Here is a 21750-nt window from a genome sequence, read left to right on the forward strand (position 1 = left end):
GAAAATTTCTCACCTACGGGAAAAGAGCGGACGGGGCTGGTTATGCACCCGTCACTTCGGCACCTGCGCGTCGACGACGTCGCGGTAGCGCTGCAGGTAGAGGGGCCAACCGGCGTCGCCGCCGATGCCGTCACGCACCGACTCCCAGCCGGGACCATGCCGGTCGAGTTGGCGGTGCTCGAGTTCCACCCGGGTGGCCGAATCACCCTCGGGGACGAAGCGGATCTCGACCTCGCTCGTGCGGGCCGGATCGGATTCGATCTGCCAAGTGGGGCCGATATCCCAGCTGAAGACGATGCGATCAGGGCGGTCGAACACCAGGATGCGGGCCCATCGGCACTCGCTGCCGTCGATGCCGCGGTCGATGATCGCGCCGCCCTCGCGGGGTTCGAGGACGGTTTCGGCGATCGGCACATTCAGCAGGTTGTGTTCGGGTGGCTTGAAGTCTCCGAGACGCTCGGTGAATACGGCGAAAGCTTGTGCCGGCGGTACCGGCACCGTCGTCGATTGGCGAATTGTGGTGTCATCAGCGCTCATTGAGGGCTCTCCTTGTCCTCTGGGTTGGCCGGGTTCTCGCTGGCGGCAGCGGTGAATCCCGTCAGGGTGCGTCGCCAGAAGGTGTCGAGTTGATCCTTCAGTGCGGACAAGGCCGCGGCGTCGACCGAATAGATTCGACGGGTGCCACGCTCCTCGTCGACGACCACTCCGGCCTCTTTGAGCACCTTCAGATGCTGAGAGACCGCCGGACGGCTGATCGGGAGCCGGTCGGCGAGTTCGCCGACCGGTAGCGGGCTCTCGGCGAGGAGCGCAAGGATCTGCCGGCGTGATCCGTCGGTGAGCACATCCCAGGCGCCGTCCGCCCTTCCGTCAGTCGTCACGAACGGTAAGTCTTCACTTACCATGATGTGATGTCAAGTGCCTTTACCGATGGTCCGCGTCGGCCAAATCTGTGATCTATGTCACGTCTGTCCAGTAGACTTGAGCGAAATACACTCAACTCTGCTGGCGTTGCACCTCTCGAATGGCTCATACTTGAGCCTATTGGACTAAAGAGAGAAAGGTACACGCCAAGTGGACAGCTTCAACCCGACCACCAAGACACAGCAGGCATTGAGCACTGCCGTGCAGGCGGCGGCCGCTGCCGGCAACTCCGACGTGCGTCCGGCTCACATCCTGGTGGCCCTGCTCGATCAGTCCGATGGCATCGCCGCGCCGCTGCTCAAGGCGGTCGGGGTGAATCCGTCGACGGTTCGCGCACAGGCCCAGGCACTCGTGGATCGCGCGCCGACGGTCGCCAGCGCGAGCGCCCAACCACAGCTTTCCCGCGAGTCGATCGCGGCCATCACCGCAGCTCAGCAGCTGGCCGGTGAACTCAGCGACGAGTACGTCTCCACCGAGCACATCCTCGTCGGTCTCGCGACCGGAGATTCTGATACCGCCAAGCTGCTCGCCAACGTGGGGGCCACCCCGCAGGCGCTGCAGGAGGCGTTCGTCGCCGTGCGCGGCACCTCACGGGTGACCTCCGAAGACCCGGAGTCGACGTATCAGGCGCTGGAGAAGTACTCCACCGACCTCACCGCGGCGGCCCGTGAGGGCAAGCTTGATCCGGTGATCGGTCGTGACGCCGAGATTCGTCGTGTCGTGCAGGTGCTTTCGCGCCGGACCAAGAACAACCCGGTGCTCATCGGTGAGCCCGGTGTCGGCAAGACCGCGATCGTCGAAGGCCTCGCTCAGCGGATCATCGCCGGTGACGTGCCGGAGTCGTTGCGCAACAAGACGGTTGTGTCCCTGGACATGGGATCGATGGTCGCCGGTGCCAAGTACCGAGGCGAGTTCGAGGAGCGACTCAAGGCGGTTCTCGAGGAGATCAAGGGCTCGTCCGGTCAGATCATCACCTTTATCGATGAGCTGCACACCATCGTGGGGGCCGGCGCCACCGGCGATTCCGCGATGGACGCCGGCAACATGATCAAGCCGATGCTCGCCCGTGGTGAGCTGCGCCTGGTCGGTGCCACCACACTCGAGGAGTACCGCCAGTACATCGAGAAGGACGCCGCACTCGAGCGTCGCTTTCAGCAGGTGTACGTCGGAGAGCCGTCGGTGGAGGACACCATCGGCATCCTGCGTGGCCTCAAGGAGCGCTACGAGGTGCACCACGGCGTGCGCATCACCGACTCCGCATTGGTCTCGGCCGCAACACTTTCCGACCGCTACATCACCTCCCGCTTCCTGCCGGACAAGGCCATCGATCTTGTCGACGAGGCCGCGTCGCGGCTGCGGATGGAGATCGACTCGCGTCCCGAGGAGATCGATGAGGTCGAGCGGATCGTGCGTCGCCTCGAGGTCGAAGAGGTTGCGCTGCAGAAGGAGACCGACGCGGCGTCGAAGGAACGTCTCGAGAAGCTGCGCGGCGAACTGGCCGACCAGAAGGAAAAGCTCAACGAGCTCTCCGCCCGCTGGCAGTCGGAGAAGACCGCCATCGACGCGGTCCGCGACCTCAAGGAGGAGCTGGAAAAGCTTCGCGGAGAAGCTGATCGCGTGGAACGTGCCGGCGATCTGGGACGTGCCGCCGAACTGCGGTACGGCAAGATCCCGGGCCTGGAGAAGCAACTCGAGGCCGCGATCGAGAAGACCGGCACCGATCCTGGGCAGGACGTGATGCTGCAGGAGGAAGTCGGACCCGACGACGTCGCCCAGGTGGTGTCGGCGTGGACCGGAATCCCCGCGGGCCGCATGCTCGAAGGCGAGACCGCCAAGCTGCTGCGCATGGAAGATGAACTCGGACACCGAGTCATCGGACAGAGGGATGCGGTGCAGGCGGTGTCGGATGCGGTGCGTCGTGCACGCGCCGGTGTCGCCGACCCGAACCGGCCGCTCGGCTCGTTCATGTTCCTCGGCCCGACCGGCGTCGGCAAGACCGAGCTCGCCAAGGCGCTCGCCGAGTTCCTGTTCGACGACGAACGCGCCATGGTGCGGATCGACATGAGTGAGTACGGCGAAAAGCACAGCGTCGCACGACTCGTCGGTGCTCCTCCCGGTTACGTCGGATACGAGGCGGGTGGCCAGCTGACCGAGGCGGTGCGCCGTCGTCCGTACACGGTGGTGCTCTTCGATGAGATCGAGAAGGCCCACCCGGACGTGTTCGACGTGCTGCTGCAGGTGCTCGACGAAGGTCGACTCACCGACGGTCAGGGTCGCACGGTGGACTTCCGCAACACCATCCTCATCCTCACGTCCAACCTGGGCGCGGGCGGTGACAAGGATCAGGTGATGATGGCGGTTCGCAGTCGGTTCAAGCCGGAGTTCATCAACCGACTCGACGACGTCATCATCTTCGACGCGCTGAGCCCGGAGGAACTGGTGTCCATCGTCGATATCCAGTTGCGGCAGTTGGGCAAGCGCCTTGCGCAGCGTCGACTGGACCTGCGGGTGACGGCGAAGGCCAAGGAATGGCTGGCCGAGCGTGGCTTCGATCCGCTCTACGGCGCCCGCCCGCTACGGCGGCTGGTGCAGCAGGCGATCGGCGACCAACTCGCGAAGGCGTTGCTGGCCGGCGACATTCACGATGGCGACATCGTGCCGGTGAATGTGGGTGCCGACGGAGAATCGTTGGTGCTCGGCTGAGCTGACTGAGATCGGCCCCGTGAACGGGTGCCGAGGGGATATGCCCCTCGGATGCCCGTCACGGGGCTGATTTTCGTTGGTCGGCCACGTGCTCAGTAGTTCGGCCGGAAGGCGCCGATGAAGGTGATCGTGTTGCCGTCCGGATCGGTGATCGTGGACAACCGGACGCCCTTGTTTGCCTCCACGACGTCCCCGCTGGTCAATCCGCGTTGGGTGAGTTCGGCGAGGTGGGCGTCGAGATCGTCGACCGCGAAATTGAGGAGGGTCTGGCCCGCCCGGTCGGGATCATGGTGCACTTGGACCCAGCCGCGTTCGGCGACCTTCCATTCCACCAGCGTCGGCATGGGGTTGTTGGTGGCAGGCGTACCGAAAAGTCTCTGATACCACTTGTTTGCGGTATCGATATCGGTGACCGGTACGACGGCAAGCACGTGTGCGATGGCCATGGTGCGACTTCCTTTCCTTTCGCGTGTCCCATATTCAGACCGAATGTCGCGCGACAATTCATCGGTGCCGCAGCCCGCGTCGAGTCCGGGTCACAATCCTGCTGAGTAGTCTCGGGATCATGGTGAACGAATCGATGCAGGAAACGTGGGCCGACGCCGGCGTCGGATGGGTGGCCAATGAAGCGACCTTCGATCGGGTGTTTACTCCGTTTACCCAAGCCCTCATGGACCGCGCGGACATCGCCGCAGGGTCCAATGTACTGGATATCGGTTGCGGCTCAGGGACTTTGCTGAAGCAGGCAGAGGGCCGCGGTGCGACGGTCACCGGTGTGGACATCTCCGAGGCCATGGTGGAGGCGGCGCGCAAACGCGTGCCGGAGGCGACCGTGACGCTGGCCGACGCGCAGACCGCGACGCTTCAGGACGGATCAGCACCGCCGTTCGATCACATCATCTCGCGGTTCGGGGTCATGTTCTTCGACGACCCGGTCGCGGCCTTCACCAACATCAGGCGCTTCGTCGCACCGGGCGGGCGCTTGACCTTCGTGTGCTGGCGCGCCGGCGGCACCACGATGTTCACTCTCGGCACCAGTGTGCTGACCGACCGGCTGAGCGCGGTAGGCGCCACCAGCGATGCCAGTGCCCCCGGACCGCTCGCCTTCGGCGACGACGGCCGTATCACCCAAATCCTGTCCGACTCCGGCTGGACCGATATCAGCATCGAACCACTCGACGGTGAATGCGACTACAGCACCGAGACCAGCGATGGCGTCGAGGAACGCCTGTCGACGGTGTTCGCCACGAGCACCGGCCGCAACGCTCGCGTGGCGTTGTACCCGGAACTCGGCGAGGACGGTTGGGCAGCACTCGTCGACGAGGTGCGTGCCGACGTGCGTCGTCACCGGGTCGACGGGAAGGTGACCTTCGTCGGGGAAACCTGGCTGGTCACTGCGAGTTCTCCGAGCGTATGAACTAACGCGAGAGCCTCTGCACCGAAGTGGTGCAGAGGCTCTCATGCTGTAACGAGATGTCAGGCCGCGACGACCGCCGCATTCTGCGTCTCGTCACCCAACTCGTGCCGGCCCATGCGGATCATCGCAGTGATCACCAGGAACGCCAGGAACATGAACCCGGCACCGCAATAGAACGCGACATCGTAGCTGTGGATACTGGCTGCCATGAACGCCTCCGGATTCACCGGGACCGGTTGTCCGGTGGCCTGATCCAGCGTCATGGCACTGCGGTGGTCGTTGGAAAAGACCTGCGCCACAATCGTGCTCAGCAATGCGACGCCGACCGAGCCGCCGACCTGTTGCGAGGTGTTGACCAGGGCACTGGCTACGCCCGCGTCCTTCACGTCGATGCGGTGCAGTGCCACCGACTGCATCGAGACGAACACCAGACCCATGCCGAGCGCGATCAACAGCTCACTGGGCAGGATGTGTGTCAACCAGGTGGAGTCCGAATCCAGTTGTGCCAGATAGAGATAGCCGAGGATTCCGGCGGCGGTGCCGGTCATCATCAGCGGACGCGGTCCGAAGCGGGGCAGCAGCGAACTGGCGGCTCCGGCCGACACGATCAGCGCAGCCGGGAAGGGCAGGAACAGCACGCCTGCCCGCAACGGACTGTTGCCCAAGGTGTTCTGGAAGTAGTAGCTCAAGAACAGGAACATCGCGAACATGGCGGTCGGGATGATGAATGCCACCAGGTAGGCGCCGCCGCGGTTCAGGTCGCCGGGAATACGCAGAGGCAGCAGCGGATGGGTGCTGCGGTGTTCGATCACGACGAAGGTGGTCAGCAGCACGGCGGCGGCGACGAACAGCATGATCGTCGATGTTGCGCCCCAACCTGCTTCGGCCGCCCGAGTGAAGCCGTAGACGACGCTGACGAGACCGAGGGTAACGGTGATCGCGCCCGGCAGGTCGTAGCCGCCGGTCCGTGGGGTGGGCACGTCGCGGATCACCAGCGTCAGCGCTCCGATCGCGGCGATGATGGCGATCGGTGTGTTCACCAAAAGTGTCCAACGCCAAGAGAAGAACTCGGTGAGTGCGCCGCCGGCGATGAGGCCGATCGCGGCGCCGCCTCCGGACACCGCGCCGTAGACGGCGAAGGCGCGAGCGCGTTCGCGATGTTCGATGAAAGTGACCGTGATCAGCGAGAGGGCCGCGGGTGCGAGCATGGCCGCGAACACACCCTGCAGGGCACGGCCGGCAAAGAACGACATGTCGTTCCAGGCGAATCCGGCCATCGCCGAGGACGCGGCGAAGCCGATGAGCCCGATGAGGAACATGCGGCGGCGTCCGAGGTAGTCGGCCATGCGACCGCCGAGCAGCAGCAGCCCGCCGAACATCAAGGTGTAGGCCGTCAGCGCCCACTGCCGGTTGGCATCGGAGATGTGCAGGTCGGTCTGGGCGAACGGGAGAGCGATCGTGATGATGCTCGCGTCGAGCACCACCATCAGCTGGGCCAGGGCGATGACGCCCAGCGCCCACCAACGGCGAGAGCTCGGAGTAGATGAAGTGAGTTCGGGTTCGGGGAGATCTTGGGTGAGTTCGGTGTCCGATGTGGTCACGAGAGCCTCAATCCTCAGAGGTGGATTATCGGTGCTCGCCAATAATGGCAGACTCAGACAGAAGTCGTCAACAGACAAAATACTGAATCAGACAATTGGCGCTCACAGCAGAATTTTTGCGCCGAGCGAGTTACAATCACGGCGTGGGACTCGAGAAAGAAGAGACATGCCAGGTCAAAGGCGGTCTTCGGGAGCGGAAGAAGCTCCAGACACGTGATCGACTGATTTCGGCTGCTCTCGAACTGTGTGATTCGCAGGGATTCGACGCGACCACCGTCGAGCAGATCTCCGACGCGGCGGACATCTCGCCACGCACGTTCAACCGTTACTTCGCCACCAAAGAAGACGTCATCCTCGCCCCCGCCGAGGACATGATTGCCGCGATGGCTGCCGCGCTCGATGCGCAACCACGGACGGACAACGAGTTCCAGGCACTGGTCAACGCGCAGATGCAGATCTTGGGCGGGGAGTGCCCGACCGGGTCGGTGGATCTGTCCCGGTTCGAGACCATGAATCGGATCATCCAGTCCGCGCCCTCGGTGAGCGGTCGCAACACCGAACTCGCCGAGAGGAAGTACCGCAGCATCACCGACAAGGTCGCCGAGCGGATGGGGCTGCCCGCCGACGACCCGCAGGTCCGGGTGACGGTCGGGCTGTACATGTCGCTCGTGCACATCTCGATGGACGCCTGGCGATGCGGCCAATCATCCGGGGATGCGGCTGATTCCGCCGTCGCGGCGCAGACGCTGGCGGCGACCTACGAGACATTTCGTGAGGTCGTCAAGAACGTGTGACCGCGGCCTCGAACAACCACGACGTGACCAGGGCCCCAGGATCGACGACGCCACGAGCGTTCTCGCCGACATAGCTGGCGCGGCCCTTGGATGCGGTGGTGTCGCGGGTGGATTCGGCGCCCTGCGAGGCCTTGTCGGCCACCGCGTCGAGCGACTCGCCGGCCGCGAGGGCGTCGTTGGCCGGACTGAGCGCGTCGACCATCGTGTTGTCACCCACCTCGGCGCCGCCGAGATCGGTGATCTCGGCGAGCGCGGACGCCGTGCCGTCGCGTAGTGCCTCGGTGAAGGCGTCGTTCTCACCCAAAGCCGTTGCGAGATGCTGGAACAGGACACCCAAGATGGCGCCCGAGGTGCCGCCCGCCCGCACGAAGTAGGAGGTGCTCAGCGCGTGGAGGACGTCGGCCGTCGATCCGCGGAGCGGAGTGTCGAAGTGACCGAGCGCGGCCTGCATGTTGGTGCCGAAGTCGCCGTCGCCGGCCTGCTGATCGAGTTCGGTGAGGTCATCGATCGACCCCTGGACACGGTCGACAAACGCGGAGAGCCAGGGACTTTCATCGCCGTCATCGGCGGCGTCGTCAGGGGTGGCCAGGGTGGTATCGACCAGGGCTGCTGTGCGGGTCGGTGGTGGTGACCAGCCCGGGGCCGCGGTGGGCTCGTCGAGCAGCGAGAGGATCTCGTCGTCGGCGCGGACCAGCGTGATCGATATGCCGCTCATGTTCAGGGCGGTCACGAAGGTGCCGACCATCGGGCGGGCGATGGTGATGCCGCGCTCCTCGAGTACGGCGGCGACCTCCCCGAAAACCAGTGCTAGTTCCAGGGAGTGGGCCGCGCCGAGCCCGTTGACCAGGCAGATCACCTGTTCGTCGCGGGTCAGCGACAGCGATTCGATGATCGGGTCGAGCATGCGCGGAACCAGTTGGCGCGCAGCGACTTTCTCGGTGCGGTCGATGCCGGCCTCGCCGTGGATACCGACGCCGAACTCCATCTGACCCGGTTCGAGTTCGAAGGTCGGTCCATCGGCGCCGGGCACCGTGCACGCGTGGTAGGCGACCGCGAGGCTGCGGGCGTTGTCGGCGACGCGGCGTCCGATCTCCGCGACGGTGGCCAGGTCGTCGCCGCGGGCGGCCGCGGCACCACACACCTTCTCCACGATGATCGTCGTGCCGGTGCCGCGCCGACCCGGACCAGAATCCGACTCGGTGGCAACATCATCGGCGACCAGCACATGGTCGGTGTCAACGTCGTCGCGCAGCATGTGACGGGCGATCCGGAAGTTCATCACGTCGCCGGTGTAGTTCTTGACGATGTGCAGCACCCCGGATCCGCGATCGGCCCACCGGGTGGCGCCGGCGATCTGCAGGGCATTCGGCGAAGTGAACACGAGTCCGGGGCATGCGGCGTCGAGCATCCCCTCGCCGATCATCGCGGCATGCATGGGTTCATGTCCGGAACCGCCGCCGGACACCAGGGCGACCCGTTGGTCGTCACCGCGGTCGGCGCGGTAGAGGAAACCGGGATCGCGTTGCCAGGCGATGTCGGGGTGGGCGGCGACGAACCCGGCGAGGGCGTCGCTGAGGAAGGTGTCGGGCGAGTTCAGGACGTAGTCGTGGGCGCTCACCGGATCCACGGTAGCCGGGAAAGAACGGTTCGACGATCAGCCGCCCGTGCCCACCACGATATGCGCGGACATCGGCACGTCGAGCGAGCCGTCGGAGTTCCGGTACTGCTCGGTGAGTCCGGTGACGGTGTGCCGCAACGCCGATGCCTGCTCGGCGGTCATTGCGCGTTGCGCGGCGGCCAGGGGCGGGGCGAGGCTCAGTGCCATCGTGACGTGTTCTTCGGTGTCTCGGTAATGTCGTGTTGCGCTGAGTGTTTCGACGTCCACATCGAGGAATCCGGCCTCGGTGAAGCGGCGGCGCAGATCGTCGGGGTCGGGTAGGGAGAAGGGATCGCCGGGGTGAATCGGTGGGCCGCCGCTGACCAGTCCCAGCGACATCGCGCTCATGCCGACGGTGGTCAGCCACGGATTCTCGGTGAACGGACCCCACGTGGTGGTGACGAAGCGTCCACCTGGCCGCAACACGCGGTGGATCGACCGTAGGGCACGATCGGGATCGGATGTCATCATCAAACCCATGCGGAAGACCACGGTGTCGAAGGTGTTCTCGGGAAACGGGAGGTCGTGCGCGTTGACGTCGCCGACCACGCGTGCGTTGGGTATGAGGGCAAGTCGGGTGCGCTGCACCTCGGTCATCGCGGGTGCGACGTCGGAGGCGGTGACGGTACCGTCGTGGCCGACCCACTCGGCGATCTGTACTGCGAGTTCGCCTGCGCCGGAACCCAGTTCGAGGACCGCGTGGCCATCCAGTGGCCCGGTTGCGGCGCGGATGCGGGCGGTCAGGTCGGAATCGCCGGCTTCGATCTCGGTAGCGAAACGTGACCAGCCGGATGCGACGTCATCCCAGAGTGCTGCCGCGGATTGGTGTGTGGTGGAAGTGTCCATGACGGAAACTCCGATACGGTAGAAGTGTATTGAATACATCGAAAGTGTACCGAAAGTGACTGACGCAGGTCAAGGGGTGCGTGGCTATCAATCGCCGCGCCGCGCCGATCAAGCGCGGGAGACGCGCCGCCGCATTCTCCATGCCGCGCGCGACCTCTTTATCGAACACGGGTACGCCCGCACCACCATCGTCGAGATCGCGAAGACGGCCGGGGTCTCGAAGGAGAGCGTGTATGCGATCTTCAAGAACAAACCGACCATCCTCGCACGCGCCTGGGACATCACCATCGGCGGCGACGACGATGAGGTGGTGTTTCACGAGCGACCCGCCGTCGCGCAGATCCGTGCCGAACCGGACCTGGCCCGTCGACTCGAGATGCAGTCGGTGTTCTACACGGAGACCTCGCGCCGTGTCTCCCCGTTCATGATGGCATTGCGCGCGGCGGCCGGCGCCGATCACGCGGCCGCCGAGATGCTCGCGGAGATCGATCGGCAGCGGTATGAGGGCATCGGCTTCATGTCTCGCGACGCCGCCGCGACTGGGCAACTCGCCATCAGCGAACAGGAATGCCACGACCTGATGTGGGCGACCACCGATGGTGTGCTCTGGCATCGGCTCGTCGTCGAAAAGGGCTGGAGCGATGAACGGTTCGCGGCCTACCTGGCGACGTTGTGGAAGGCGGCGCTGCTTGTCGGACCCGACCAGTAGGGTGAGCCCATGGCGCATGTGACGACCGATGCCAGCGGCATCACCCGATGCGGCTGGGCCGCCGTCGAGCCGGAAACCAGCTACCACGACGAGGAATGGGGATTCCCGCTCGACGGCGACAACGCGTTCTTCGAACGGGTCTGTCTCGAGGGCTTCCAGTCTGGGCTGAGCTGGCGCACGATCCTGAACAAGCGGGAGAGCTTCCGGTCGGCGTTCGCCGGCTTCGACATCGAGCAGGTTGCCCGCTTCGGCGACGCCGACGTCGCCCGACTGCTCGGCGATGCCGGCATCGTGCGGCACCGCGGAAAGATCGAGGCGGCGATCAACAACGCGCAGCGTGCCGAGGAACTGATCGAAGTGGAGGGGTCGCTGCCGGGGTTCTTCTGGCGCTACGAGCCCACGGCCGAACCGGAACCGCAATCGATGACCACGTCGCCGGAATCGGTTGCGCTGTCGAAGGAGCTCAAGAAGCGGGGGTGGAAGTTCGTTGGGCCGACGACGATGTTCGCGCTCATGCAGGCCTCAGGCATCGTCAACGATCACGCCGAGGACTGCGTGATCCGTGACCGCGTCGCTGCGGCGCGCGAGGTAGTTGTGCGCCCTTGACTCCAGCCGGGCAGGACGTCCGGTCGTGAGGACGCTCGTTCTGGTTGGTCGCCGATCAGTTGTCCGAGCCCAGGCTCGCCCGCAGCCTGCGCATGCCGTCCCGAATTCGGGACTTGACCGTGGGCAGCGACACCGAAAGGTGTTCGGCGACTTCCGGATACGAAAGTCCGTGATAGTAGGCGAGGACGACCGATTCGCGTTGGAGTTCGGTCAGGTCGGAGAGGCAGTCGAGGACGGCCTGGCGTGATTGGCGGATCTCGACTGCTTCACCGACGGCATCGAAGTCGATGGACACCGTCGCGATGCCGTAGCCGATGGTTCGGCGGGTCGCCGCGGACTCGCTGCGGACGCGGTCGACGGCTCGACGGTGCGCCATGGTGAGTAGCCAGCTGAGCGCCGAGCCGCGGTCCGGCCGATAGGTGCCGGCCTGCCGCCACACCTCGAGAAAGACCTCCTGCGTGGTTTCTTCGCTGTAGCCGGGGTCGCGCAGTATTCGGAGAATCATGCCGTAGACGCGGTCGGCGGTGTGATCGTAGAAGTCGGCAAACGCTATCGAGTCACCAACGGCAATGCGGGCCAACAAGTCTGGCAAGTGCGAGTGGTCAACGTGCGTCGAACGTGGCTCGTCGAGGACTGTCATCCGCGCATCCTCCCTGCGTGGGACCGCCCCGCGCGACACCGTCGACGCTAGTGATCGGCACGCCCGATGGGCGGATGCCAGAGGTAACCGCGACCGGATCGCAATGAGAGGTCACGAAACGGTCACAGCGAGGGTGTCCCGTAGTCTCGACGGCATGACCGACGACGCCCGCACCAGCTTCGACGCCATCCTCCGCGCGAAGTATGTGTCGCTGACCACCTTCAAGAAGGATGGCACTCCGGTCGCCACGCCACTCTGGGCGGCCGCCGACGGCTCGACACTGGTGATGTGGACGGTTGGCGACTCATGGAAGGTCAAGCGGCTGCGGCGAAATCCGAAGGTGTTGGTGCAGGCCTGCGATATGCGTGGCGGGAAGCTCTCCGGCGAACCGGTGGAGGCCACGGCCGAAGTGCTCGATGCGGCTGGGACGGACAAGGTTCGACGGCTGATCATTCGGAAATACGGTGTGTTCGGGTGGATCACCGTCAAGGCGAGCAGTCTGCGGCGCGGGAACGATGCGACGGTGGGGTTGGCGATCCGGCAGGCTGCTCCGCTGTAGGGTGCAGGCTCAGACGAGCGCCGCAAAGCACTGCGACCAGATCGATTCGTGCGCAACAGGATCGATACGCCGACACCACTGTGGCCGACAGGGATTCGACGGGATCTGTACAGCCACGAGGCGGATCTTGACGAACTCTTGACGCAGGCCGGAGCTCACGCGTGCAGCTTGACTACCGAGGCAGCAAGCTGGACGCCGTTGACCGCGTGACCCGACGAGTCGTACCACTTGGCATCGCCATAAGCGGCTGTGTGCTGGCCGTCGAACAGGTAGCCGCGCAGCCAGGCGGGTGCCTCCGCCCACGCCTGCCAGAACGCCTGATCGGTCCACTGGGTCGGAATCAGGGCGCGTTCGAAATCGTCGAGTTGGCGGATCAGATCCGCGAACCAGGCGTCGAGGCTCTGGACACTCACACTGAGCTTGCGGATCGCGCCCGCGAACGCTCGCCATGGGGAGTTCGCCGGTGCGGAGGTGATCCCGTCCACCGGATTGGCGATCTCGAACGTTGGGAGCCCGGTCGGCCACGGGGCGTGGGGGCCGTCGAGACCGAAGCCGAATGACGGTCGCCCGTAGGACTGGCCGGGCCGCCGGGCGGGATTGGCGATGTTGACCACCGCGTCGACGAAGCAGTCGCTGAAGTCGCCGCGCGCCTTGGCCGCAAGTAAGTCCGAAACCACCAGCGCACCAAGGGAATAGCCGGAGAGAATGACGTCGTTCGGAGTTCGGCGGATCTCGGCGGCGAGATTGGCGACACCGATCGCTCGAGACTGTGCCTCCGACACGCCGGTCGGTGTTCCTTGCGGATTGAACACCGCGATCGAGGCCGGATAGTCGACGTCGACCCAGTCGACGAGGCCGTTGACCTGCGTCGCCACCTGGCCGAGCATCGTCGTCTTCTTGTTATGGGGTTCGGCGGTGCCACGCACCGTCAGATAAGTCTTCATCGCCCGATTCCCGTGTCGGTCTGGTGAAACTCGGATCGTCGCCGCAATGGCCCAGCGCGTGTGAGACGTGCTGATCGTAGGTCCGGCGGGGTCTCGGTGGGAAGGATTGTCGGGCGTACATCCGACGCATGGTCGGATGACAAACTCCCGTCAAGATCCCGACCGGGGCCGTATGGATCGCGTTAAGGCCGAGCTCTTCGGCGAAATCTGGGCACATGCTGTCTCACGACCTTGCGTGGCGAGTGCTGCGCAGGAACAACGTGAGAAGTGGAGTGGATGTGGCCGATTTCTGGTACCTGCTCGCGGCCGCGGCAGGCTTTGCGGTGTGCCTGCTGGTGGTGCGTGGCATCGACGTGCGGACCGGTCGATGACCGCCGACGGCGTGACGAACGTCGTGTTGCTGGTGGTTGCGGTGGCGGTCGTCGTCTATCTGCTGGCCGCGCTGATCGTTCCGGAGAGGTTCTGAGGTGTCTGTGACAGCTGCCGGCTTCCTACAGCTGGCGATGGTCGTCGTCGTGCTGGCCGTGGCGTACGTGCCGCTCGGCGACTACATGGCTCGCGTGTACGACACGGCGCGCGACCTACGGGTGGAGAAGCTCCTGTACCGCATCGGGCGGGTCGACTCCCGTCGAGAGCAGACCTGGGTGGGCTACGTGCTTGCAGTGCTGGGTTTCTCGGTGATCTCGTTCGTGGCGCTCTATGCGCTGCAGCGATTGCAAGGCGTACTGCCGTGGGCAGACGGCAAACCGAGCGTACCGACGTCGATGGCCTTCAACACGGCCATCTCGTTCGTCGCCAACACCAATTGGCAGTCGTATTCGCCCGAAGCGGTGATGAGTAACTTCACCCAGATGGTGGGGCTTGCGGTACAGAACTTCGTGTCCGCCGCAGTCGGCATGGCGGTGGCGGTGGCGTTGATCCGCGGCATCCGTAACCGCCGGGGCAGTGGAGAGATCGGCAACTTCTGGGTCGATCTCGTACGCGGCACGATGCGAATCCTGTTGCCGCTCAGCTTTCTCATCGCACTGGTCTTGTTGACCCAGGGCGCCATCCAATCGTTCCGGACGGGTTTCGACTTCACCACGCTGACCGGCGGGCAGGCGCACAGTGTGATCGGGCCGTTCGCCTCGCAGGAGGCGATCAAGGAGCTCGGCACCAATGGCGGTGGGACGCTGTCGGTGAACTCGGCGCATCCGTTCTCCAATCCGACACCATTGTCGAATGTGGTGGAGATCCTTGCGCTGCTGATCATTCCGGTGTGTCTCACCCGCACCTACGGGACGCTGGTTGGAGATCGTCGGCAGGGGCTGACCTTGATCGGGGTGATGGCCACCCTGTGGGGCATCATGCTGGCCATCGTGTGGACTTTCGAGTCGCGCACTGATGGCGTCGCCGCGCAGGCGGCGGGCGCCATGATGGAGGGCAAGGAACAGCGGTTCGGGATTCCGGCGTCCGCGCTGTGGGCGGTATCGACCACCGGGACCTCCACCGGCGCAGTCAACTCCGCGCACGACAGCTTCTCCGCTGGCGGTGGTGGCGCGCTGATCTGGAACATGCTGCTCGGTGAGGTCGCGCCGGGCGGCGTCGGAGCGGGACTCTATGGAATCCTCGTCATGGCGATCATCACCGTCTTCGTCGGTGGGCTGCTGGTTGGTCGCTCACCGGAGTTCCTGGGCAAGAAGATCGGCCAGCATGAGATCACCATGGCGGCACTGTATGTCCTGGTGATGCCGGCCGTGGTGCTCATCGGGGTGGCGGTGTCGGTGATCCTGAGCTCCACCATCGGATTTCAAGGCAATAGTGGCGACCCGGGCAGCCCGGGGTCTATCCACGGGTTCAGTGAGGTGCTGTACGCGTACGCGTCGGCGGCCAACAACAATGGCAGTGCCTTCGGTGGGTTGACGGTGACCAGTGACTGGTTCCAGATGTCGTTGGGGTTGGCGATGATGTTCGGGCGGTTTCTGCCGATTGTGTTCGTGCTTGCGATCGCGGGACTTCTTGCGCGGCAACGGCCGCGGGTGCGGGAGGTGTCGGTGGGGACGTTGGTTGGTGTCGGTGCGGGAGGTGGTCTCGACTTCGACAGGCTCAGCCCGGCGGATACGCCGCCTCGCCCTAGCGGGCTCGGTGGCAGTGGCTACTCGACCGGCGGGGAGGGGGTCGAGGAGGACTCGGCGAATCTGCCGACGCATGGATTGCTGTTCGGCGCACTACTTCTCGGCACCATCCTGCTCGTCGCGGGACTGACCTTCTTCCCGGCCATGGCGCTGGGACCGATTGCAGAGGCACTACTTTGAGCACTTCAGTACTTCCCAAGCACGACAACACGGCAGCGATCGCCGATACGTCGACTTCGACCCCGGATCTGGTGACCAGCGGCGCCTTCGACGTCAAGCAACTTGTGACGTCGCTGCCACAGGCGGCGCGCAAGCTGAATCCGCGTGCGCAGGCGCGAAATCCGGTGATGTTCGTCGTATATCTGGGTGCCATCGTCACCACAGTGCTCGCCGTGTGGCAGCCGTCATGGTTCGCATGGGCGGTCACAGCCTGGCTGTGGTTCACGGTGGTGTTCGCCAACCTGGCCGAAGCGGTGGCCGAGGGGCGTGGGCGTGCCCAGGCCGACAGCCTGCGGAAGGTCAAGCAGGACACCATGGCCCGCCGGCTCTCTGCTGATGGGTCGGTCCGTGAGGTGTCGGGCAGCGTGCTGACGGTCGGTGACCTGATCGTCGTCGAGGCCGGCGAGGTGATCGCCGGTGACGGTGACGTCGTCGAAGGTATTGCGACCGTGGATGAATCGGCGATCACCGGGGAATCCGCACCGGTGGTGCGCGAATCCGGCGGTGACCGTTCGGCGGTCACCGGCGGAACGGTGGTGCTCTCCGACCGGATCATCGTCAAGATCACCACCGAACCGGGGCAGACCTTCGTCGACCGGATGATTGCGCTCGTGGAGGGGGCCGCACGCAAGAAGACACCCAACGAGATCGCGCTCGACATCCTGCTGACCAGCCTGACGATCATCTTCCTGCTCGCGGTGGTCGCGGTAGGGCCGATGCAGCAGTACGCGGGTCAATCACCCGATCCGATCAAACTGATCGCCTTGCTCGTCTGTCTGATCCCGACAACGATCGGCGCACTGCTCTCGTCCATCGGTATCGCCGGGATGGACCGATTGGTGCAGCGTAACGTGCTGGCGATGTCGGGGCGGGCCGTGGAGGCCGCCGGCGATATCGACACCCTGCTGATGGACAAGACGGGCACCATCACCTTCGGCAACCGACGGGCCACCGAACTCAGCCCCGCTGATGGGATCGACGTCGGCGACCTCGCCGAGGTCAGTTATCGGTGCAGCCTGGCCGACGACACCCCGGAGGGCCGCAGCATCGTCGAACTGTGTGTGCAGTCCTACGCGGTGACCGAGATCGACGCCGCCGCGGTGGCGGCGGCCCGGGGCCACGAGCACCCCGACTACCACATCGTGCCGTTCACCGCCGAGACCCGAATGAGCGGCGTGGACGTGACGGAGACCGACGGTCTGCACGAATACCGCAAGGGCGCAGCAGATTCGCTCGCCCGATGGGTGGCCGAGAGTGGGGCAACGGTGGACCCGTCGGTGGCCGCCGAGGTCGAGCGAATCTCCGGCGAGGGCGGCACACCATTGGTCGTGGGAGAGCGGATGGCCGGCGGGCCGGCGCGCGCACTCGGCGCGATCGCGCTGTCGGATGTGGTGAAACCCGGTATGGCCGAACGCTTCGCGCAGTTGCGGGCCATGGGTATCCGCACGGTCATGGTGACCGGGGACAACCCGGTCACCGCACGGGTGATCGCCGCCCAGGCCGGTGTCGACGACTTCGTCGCCGAGGCCACTCCCGAGGACAAGCTCGGGTTGATCCGACAAGAGCAGTCCGGCGGGCGTCTGGTGGCGATGACCGGTGACGGCACCAATGACGCACCCGCACTGGCGCAGGCCGATGTCGGGCTGGCGATGAACACCGGGACGTCGGCGGCCAAGGAGGCCGGCAACATGGTCGACCTCGACTCTGATCCCACCAAGCTGATCGACGTGGTGGCGATCGGCAAGCAGTTGCTGATCACCCGGGGCGCGTTGACAACCTTCTCGCTGGCCAACGACCTCGCGAAGTACTTCGCGATCCTGCCGGCCCTGTTCAGCGGCATCTATCCACAGCTCGACACCCTCAACATCATGCATCTGCACTCGGCGCAGTCGGCGATCACCTCGGCGGTGATCTTCAACGCGCTCATCATCGTCGCGCTGATCCCGTTGTCGCTGAGAGGTGTTCGGTATCGACCGTCGTCGGCGTCGAAGTTGTTGGGCCGCAATCTGCTGATCTATGGCGTCGGTGGTGTGGTCACGCCGTTCCTCGACATCTGGCTGATTGACCTCGTCGTACGTTTCCTCCCGGGAATGGGGTAATCGTTGTGAGCACACTTGTATCGGGTTTGGTGCGGCAATGCGTCGCCGCGATCGGAATCCTCTTGGCACTGACGGTGATCGTCGGAGTGGCCTATCCGGCGACGGTCTGGGCGGTGTCCCGGATCGGCACCGACTCGGCCGAGGGCTCGCAGACGACCGACGCGGCGGGCTGCAATGTGGGGTCGAGTCTCATCGGGATCGACCCGCAGGTGCCTGCCGGACAACCGGATCCGTACCTGCACGCGCGTGTCCTCGGATCGCCCGATGACCCGATGGCCCCCGGTGACCCGGCGGCGTCGGCGGCCGGCAACAAGGGACCGAACAACGACGACCTCCTGGCGTGGATAGAGCAGCGTCGAGCGGTGATCGCGCAGCGCGAAGGAGTGACGCCCTCAGCGGTGCCGGCCGACGCGGTGACCGGATCCGGATCGGGACTCGACCCGGACATCAGCCCCGCGTACGCCGCATTGCAGATACCGCGGTTGGCTGCCGAGAACCGACTCTCGACCGGGCAGGTGCAGACCATTGTCGACGAGAACACCGAGGGCCGGCAGTGGGGTTTCCTCGGTCAGCCACGGGTGAACGTGCTCAAGGTCAACCTCGCGCTCGGACACACGGTTCCCGCATGTCAGCGGTGAACGAGCGCGGGTGCCACGGCCGATACACTGGTCGCCATGGCCAACGCCGGTGACACCAGAGGGCGACTGGAGGTTTTCCTGGGATGCGCCCCAGGTGTCGGCAAGACATACGAGATGCTGGCCACCGCCCGGGTGCTCGTCGATGAGGGTGTGGATGTTGTTGTGGCGGTGGTGGAATCACACGGCCGAGTGGCCACCGCCGCCCTCGCCGACGGCTTCGAGGTCATCGACCGCACGCGGGTCACCCACCGGGGAACGGTGCTCGAGGAAATGGACCTCGACGCCGTCCTTGCCCGCAAACCCCAGGTAGCGCTGGTCGACGAGTTCGCCCACACCAATGCCCCGGGACTGCGGAATGCCAAGCGGTGGCAGGACATCGAAGTGCTCCGCGACGCGGGTATCGATGTCCTGTCGACCATCAACATCCAGCATCTGGAGAGTCTGAACGACGTCGTCGCTCAGATCACCGGAGTCACCCAGCGTGAGACGGTGCCCGACGAAGTGGTCCGGGCCGCCGACCAGATCGAGCTCGTCGACATCGCCCCGCGAGCGTTGCGGCAGCGACTCGCGGCCGGCAAGGTCTACCCCGACGGCCGCATCGAGGGCGCGTTGGCCAACTACTTCCGGCAGGGCAACCTGACCGCACTGCGGGAACTGGCGTTGCTGTGGCTCGCCGATCAGGTCGAGGACAACCTGACCGATTACCGTGCCGCCCATGCCATCACCGACACCTGGGAAACCCGTGAGCGGGTGGTGGTGGCGATCACCGGTGGACCGGAATCGGCGGCGCTGATCCGCCGGGCCAGTCGCATCGCGTCGCGGTCGAGTGCGGATCTGGTGGTGGTGCACATCGTGCGCGGTGACGGCCTCGCCGATCAGGCTCAGGTGGACATCACCGCGTTGCGTGAACTCGCCGGCGGATTCAAGGCCAAGATCCACACCGTCGTCGGCGACGACGTCCCGTCGACGTTGCTGGATTTCGCCCGCGGGGTCAACGCCACCCAGTTGGTCCTCGGCACCTCGCGCCGCCCCCGATGGCGGCGCATTCTCGACGAGGGCGTCGGTGCGACGGTGGTCCGCGAGAGCGGCCGCATCGACGTGCATATGGTCACCCACAACGAGACCCGCACGCGCAATCGTCTCGACATCCGGGACACGCGGTTCCACCGACCGCTGAGTTGGGTTGCCGCGGTAGTGGTGCCAGTGATCATGACGGCATTCCTCGCGGTGCTCGACCGCTGGCTCGGGTTTGCCAGTGAGTCGGCATTGTTCTTCGTGACGGTGCTCGCCGTGTCGATGCTGGGCGGGATCGGGCCGGCCGCGTTGTCGGCGGTGGTCTCTGGGCTGTTGCTCAACTACTTCTTCACCGACCCGAGATTCACCTTCACCATCGACGAGCCGGACAATCTCATCACCATCCTGGTGATGTTGGTGATCGCGATTGCGGTTGCTGCATTGGTGGATTCGGCGACGGTGCGGCGAACTCAGGCGCAGCGCGCCACCCGGGATGCCGAACTGCTGGCGGTGTTCTCCAGCGCGGTGCTCGGCGGTGCCGATGTTCCGGCCCTGCTGGAGCGGGTGCGCGAAACCTACGACCAGGACGGCGTCGCCTTGATCCGGCGGTCCGAACGCGGCTCGATCGCCGTGGAATCCGGTGTCGGGGCGAACGTCCCCGCCACCGAGAAGGACGCCGTGACCGTCTGCCCGGTGCCGCGCGGCGACTACGAATTGTGGTTGAGTGGACCGAAACTCGGCGGACGCGACCGTCGGGTGCTGACCAGTGTGGCCACCCAGGCGGCCGGCGCGGTCCAACGTCATCAGCTGGAATCCGAGGCTGCGGCCGCAGAAGCGCTGGCACAGACAGACGAACTGCGCCGAGCTCTGTTGGCCGCGGTCAGCCACGATCTGCGTACCCCGTTGGCCGCGGCAAAGGCGTCGGTGTCGAGCCTGCGCAGCACCGACGTCACGTTCACACCTGAGGACACCGCCGAACTGTTGGCAACGATCGAGGAATCCGTCGACCAGTTGGCCGCGCTTGTCGGCAACCTACTCGATTCGTCGCGGCTGGCAGCCGGGGCGGTGCGACCGAAACTGTCGCGGACCTACCTTGCCGAGGTGGTCCATCGCGCGATGGTGGCGGTGTATCGACAGGACCCCGAGGCGCGGGTGGCCGTCGAACTCGAACAGGCTTGGGCCTATACCGATGCCGGGTTGCTGGAGCGCGCACTGGCCAATCTCATCGACAATGCCGTGCGCCACGGCGGTGGTGACGTGCGGATCGAGGCGGAGGTCGGGTCTGTCCCGGTGCCGGATGGTCCGGATGTCGTCCACGACGGTCCGTGCTGCGTGATCAGCGTGGTCGACCATGGTCCGGGTATTCCGCCCGAGGAGCGGGATCGGGTATTCACTGCGTTCCATCAGTACGGTGACCAGGATGCGAGTTCTGGTGTCGGACTGGGTCTGTCGGTGGCCCGCGGGTTTGTCACGGCAATCGGTGGCACCCTCGACGCCGTGGAGACGCCCGGTGGGGGCACCACGATGATCGTCACCCTGCCCATGACCGGGGAGTCTCCGGAGGCGCAGCAATGAACCCGAACGTTTGGGTGCTCGTCGTCGACGACGAGCCGCAGCTACTGCGTGCGCTTCGCATCAACCTGAACGCCCGCGGATTTATCGTGACGACCGCCGCCACCGGCGCCGAGGCGCTCTCGGCTGCGGCGCGTACGAATCCGCATGTGGTGGTCCTCGATCTCGGGTTACCCGACATCGACGGTCTCACCGTGCTCGAGGGCCTGCGTGGGTGGACCAACGTGCCGGTGATCGTGCTGTCGGCGCGTACCGACGCCGCCGACAAGGTTGCCGCACTCGACGCCGGAGCCGACGACTACGTGACGAAACCCTTTGGTATGGAGGAGTTTCTGGCCCGGTTGCGAGCTGCGGTACGACGCGGTGCCGCGAGTGCCGACGTATCGGAAGTGCCGGTGGTCGACGCCGGGACGTTCGTCGTGGACCTCTCGGCGAAGTCGGTGACCCGCGATGGGGCGGCGGTGCACCTCACGCCCACCGAGTGGGGGATCCTCGAGATCCTCGTGCGTAACGAGGGAAAACTGGTCGGGCAAAAGGAGATCCTGCACGCGGTGTGGGGCCCGACCTATGTCACCCAGACCAATTATCTGCGGGTCTACCTGGCGAGTCTGCGGCGCAAACTCGAGGACGATCCCACCCATCCGCAGCATCTGCTCACCGAAGCTGGAATGGGTTACCGCTTCGTGCGGTGACCGAG

At 65.3% G+C, this 21750-nt stretch carries 20 protein-coding genes; 12 read left to right on the forward strand and 8 right to left on the reverse strand.

From position 1 onward, the window contains the following. Positions 1-51: 51 nt before the first annotated feature. Positions 52-537 (reverse strand): SRPBCC family protein, encoded by a 486-nt coding sequence (locus AAFP30_RS25855; RefSeq protein WP_419232910.1) that lies wholly within the window; start codon positions 535-537, stop codon positions 52-54. Beyond that, entirely contained in the window at positions 534-878 is a 345-nt protein-coding gene (locus AAFP30_RS25860; protein ID WP_419232911.1) for an ArsR/SmtB family transcription factor, read from the reverse strand. The genes AAFP30_RS25855 and AAFP30_RS25860 overlap by 4 nt, the downstream gene beginning before the upstream one ends. A gap of 193 nt (positions 879-1071) precedes the next feature. Between AAFP30_RS25860 and clpB the strand changes: the two genes are divergently transcribed. Next, entirely contained in the window at positions 1072-3624 is a 2553-nt protein-coding gene (clpB, locus tag AAFP30_RS25865) for an ATP-dependent chaperone ClpB (protein ID WP_419232912.1), read from the forward strand. A gap of 92 nt (positions 3625-3716) precedes the next feature. Here the strand turns inward: clpB and AAFP30_RS25870 are convergent, their stop codons facing one another. Continuing rightward, positions 3717-4070, reverse strand: coding sequence for a VOC family protein (locus AAFP30_RS25870; protein WP_419232913.1), 354 nt, complete (start codon positions 4068-4070; stop codon positions 3717-3719). A 119-nt stretch (positions 4071-4189) separates the two neighbouring features. Here AAFP30_RS25870 and AAFP30_RS25875 point away from each other — a divergent pair, with 119 nt between their 5' ends. Continuing rightward, on the forward strand, positions 4190-5041 hold the full coding sequence (locus tag AAFP30_RS25875; RefSeq protein ID WP_419232914.1) for a class I SAM-dependent methyltransferase: 852 nt from the start codon (positions 4190-4192) through the stop codon (positions 5039-5041). A 59-nt stretch (positions 5042-5100) separates the two neighbouring features. On the opposite strand, the gene AAFP30_RS25880 is transcribed toward AAFP30_RS25875, so the two are convergent. After that, entirely contained in the window at positions 5101-6642 is a 1542-nt protein-coding gene (locus AAFP30_RS25880; RefSeq protein WP_419232915.1) for an MFS transporter, read from the reverse strand. 143 nt (positions 6643-6785) lie between these two features. Here AAFP30_RS25880 and AAFP30_RS25885 point away from each other — a divergent pair, with 143 nt between their 5' ends. Beyond that, entirely contained in the window at positions 6786-7436 is a 651-nt protein-coding gene (locus AAFP30_RS25885) for a TetR/AcrR family transcriptional regulator (protein WP_419232916.1), read from the forward strand. On the opposite strand, the gene AAFP30_RS25890 is transcribed toward AAFP30_RS25885, so the two are convergent. Beyond that, entirely contained in the window at positions 7423-9054 is a 1632-nt protein-coding gene (locus AAFP30_RS25890) for a dihydroxyacetone kinase family protein (protein ID WP_419232917.1), read from the reverse strand. The two genes, AAFP30_RS25885 and AAFP30_RS25890, sit on opposite strands and share 14 nt — an antisense overlap. Before the next feature lie 36 nt (positions 9055-9090). Further along, positions 9091-9939, reverse strand: coding sequence for a class I SAM-dependent methyltransferase (locus AAFP30_RS25895; RefSeq protein WP_419232918.1), 849 nt, complete (start codon positions 9937-9939; stop codon positions 9091-9093). Between the two features lie 55 nt (positions 9940-9994). Between AAFP30_RS25895 and AAFP30_RS25900 the strand changes: the two genes are divergently transcribed. Beyond that, the gene (locus tag AAFP30_RS25900) at positions 9995-10648 is read left to right on the forward strand and encodes a TetR family transcriptional regulator (protein ID WP_419232919.1); all 654 of its coding nucleotides are present in this window, start codon (positions 9995-9997) and stop codon (positions 10646-10648) included. A 9-nt stretch (positions 10649-10657) separates the two neighbouring features. Then, positions 10658-11254 (forward strand): DNA-3-methyladenine glycosylase I, encoded by a 597-nt coding sequence (locus tag AAFP30_RS25905; RefSeq protein WP_419232920.1) that lies wholly within the window; start codon positions 10658-10660, stop codon positions 11252-11254. Positions 11255-11309: 55 nt separating this feature from the next. On the opposite strand, the gene sigK is transcribed toward AAFP30_RS25905, so the two are convergent. After that, positions 11310-11894 carry an ECF RNA polymerase sigma factor SigK gene (sigK, locus tag AAFP30_RS25910; protein WP_419232921.1) on the reverse strand — a complete coding sequence of 195 codons (585 nt, stop codon included), beginning with the start codon at positions 11892-11894 and terminating at the stop codon, positions 11310-11312. A 154-nt stretch (positions 11895-12048) separates the two neighbouring features. On the opposite strand from sigK, the gene AAFP30_RS25915 reads away from it, so the two are divergent. Then, positions 12049-12453, forward strand: a complete 405-nt coding sequence (locus AAFP30_RS25915) for a PPOX class F420-dependent oxidoreductase (RefSeq protein WP_419232922.1) — start codon at positions 12049-12051, stop codon at positions 12451-12453. A gap of 155 nt (positions 12454-12608) precedes the next feature. On the opposite strand, the gene AAFP30_RS25920 is transcribed toward AAFP30_RS25915, so the two are convergent. Next, positions 12609-13397, reverse strand: a complete 789-nt coding sequence (locus tag AAFP30_RS25920; RefSeq protein ID WP_419232923.1) for a PE-PPE domain-containing protein — start codon at positions 13395-13397, stop codon at positions 12609-12611. Positions 13398-13764: 367 nt separating this feature from the next. On the opposite strand from AAFP30_RS25920, the gene AAFP30_RS25925 reads away from it, so the two are divergent. From AAFP30_RS25925 to AAFP30_RS25950, 6 genes are read left to right on the forward strand one after another with little or no spacing between them, the layout of a single operon-like run. Further along, the gene (locus tag AAFP30_RS25925; protein WP_419232924.1) at positions 13765-13863 is read left to right on the forward strand and encodes a potassium-transporting ATPase subunit F; all 99 of its coding nucleotides are present in this window, start codon (positions 13765-13767) and stop codon (positions 13861-13863) included. Between the two features lies 1 nt (position 13864). Continuing rightward, positions 13865-15691, forward strand: a complete 1827-nt coding sequence (gene kdpA, locus AAFP30_RS25930) for a potassium-transporting ATPase subunit KdpA (RefSeq protein WP_419232925.1) — start codon at positions 13865-13867, stop codon at positions 15689-15691. Positions 15692-15729: 38 nt separating this feature from the next. Beyond that, the gene (gene kdpB / locus AAFP30_RS25935; protein WP_419232962.1) at positions 15730-17829 is read left to right on the forward strand and encodes a potassium-transporting ATPase subunit KdpB; all 2100 of its coding nucleotides are present in this window, start codon (positions 15730-15732) and stop codon (positions 17827-17829) included. A gap of 5 nt (positions 17830-17834) precedes the next feature. Next, positions 17835-18467, forward strand: coding sequence for a potassium-transporting ATPase subunit C (locus AAFP30_RS25940; protein ID WP_419232926.1), 633 nt, complete (start codon positions 17835-17837; stop codon positions 18465-18467). A gap of 36 nt (positions 18468-18503) precedes the next feature. After that, entirely contained in the window at positions 18504-21056 is a 2553-nt protein-coding gene (locus AAFP30_RS25945; protein ID WP_419232927.1) for a DUF4118 domain-containing protein, read from the forward strand. Next, the gene (locus AAFP30_RS25950; RefSeq protein ID WP_419232928.1) at positions 21053-21745 is read left to right on the forward strand and encodes a response regulator; all 693 of its coding nucleotides are present in this window, start codon (positions 21053-21055) and stop codon (positions 21743-21745) included. Before AAFP30_RS25945 ends, AAFP30_RS25950 begins: the two co-directional genes overlap by 4 nt. Positions 21746-21750: the final 5 nt, after the last annotated feature.

The organism is Gordonia sp. CPCC 205515 (assembly GCF_048537925.1).
Classification (GTDB): Bacteria; Actinomycetota; Actinomycetes; order Mycobacteriales; family Mycobacteriaceae; genus Gordonia.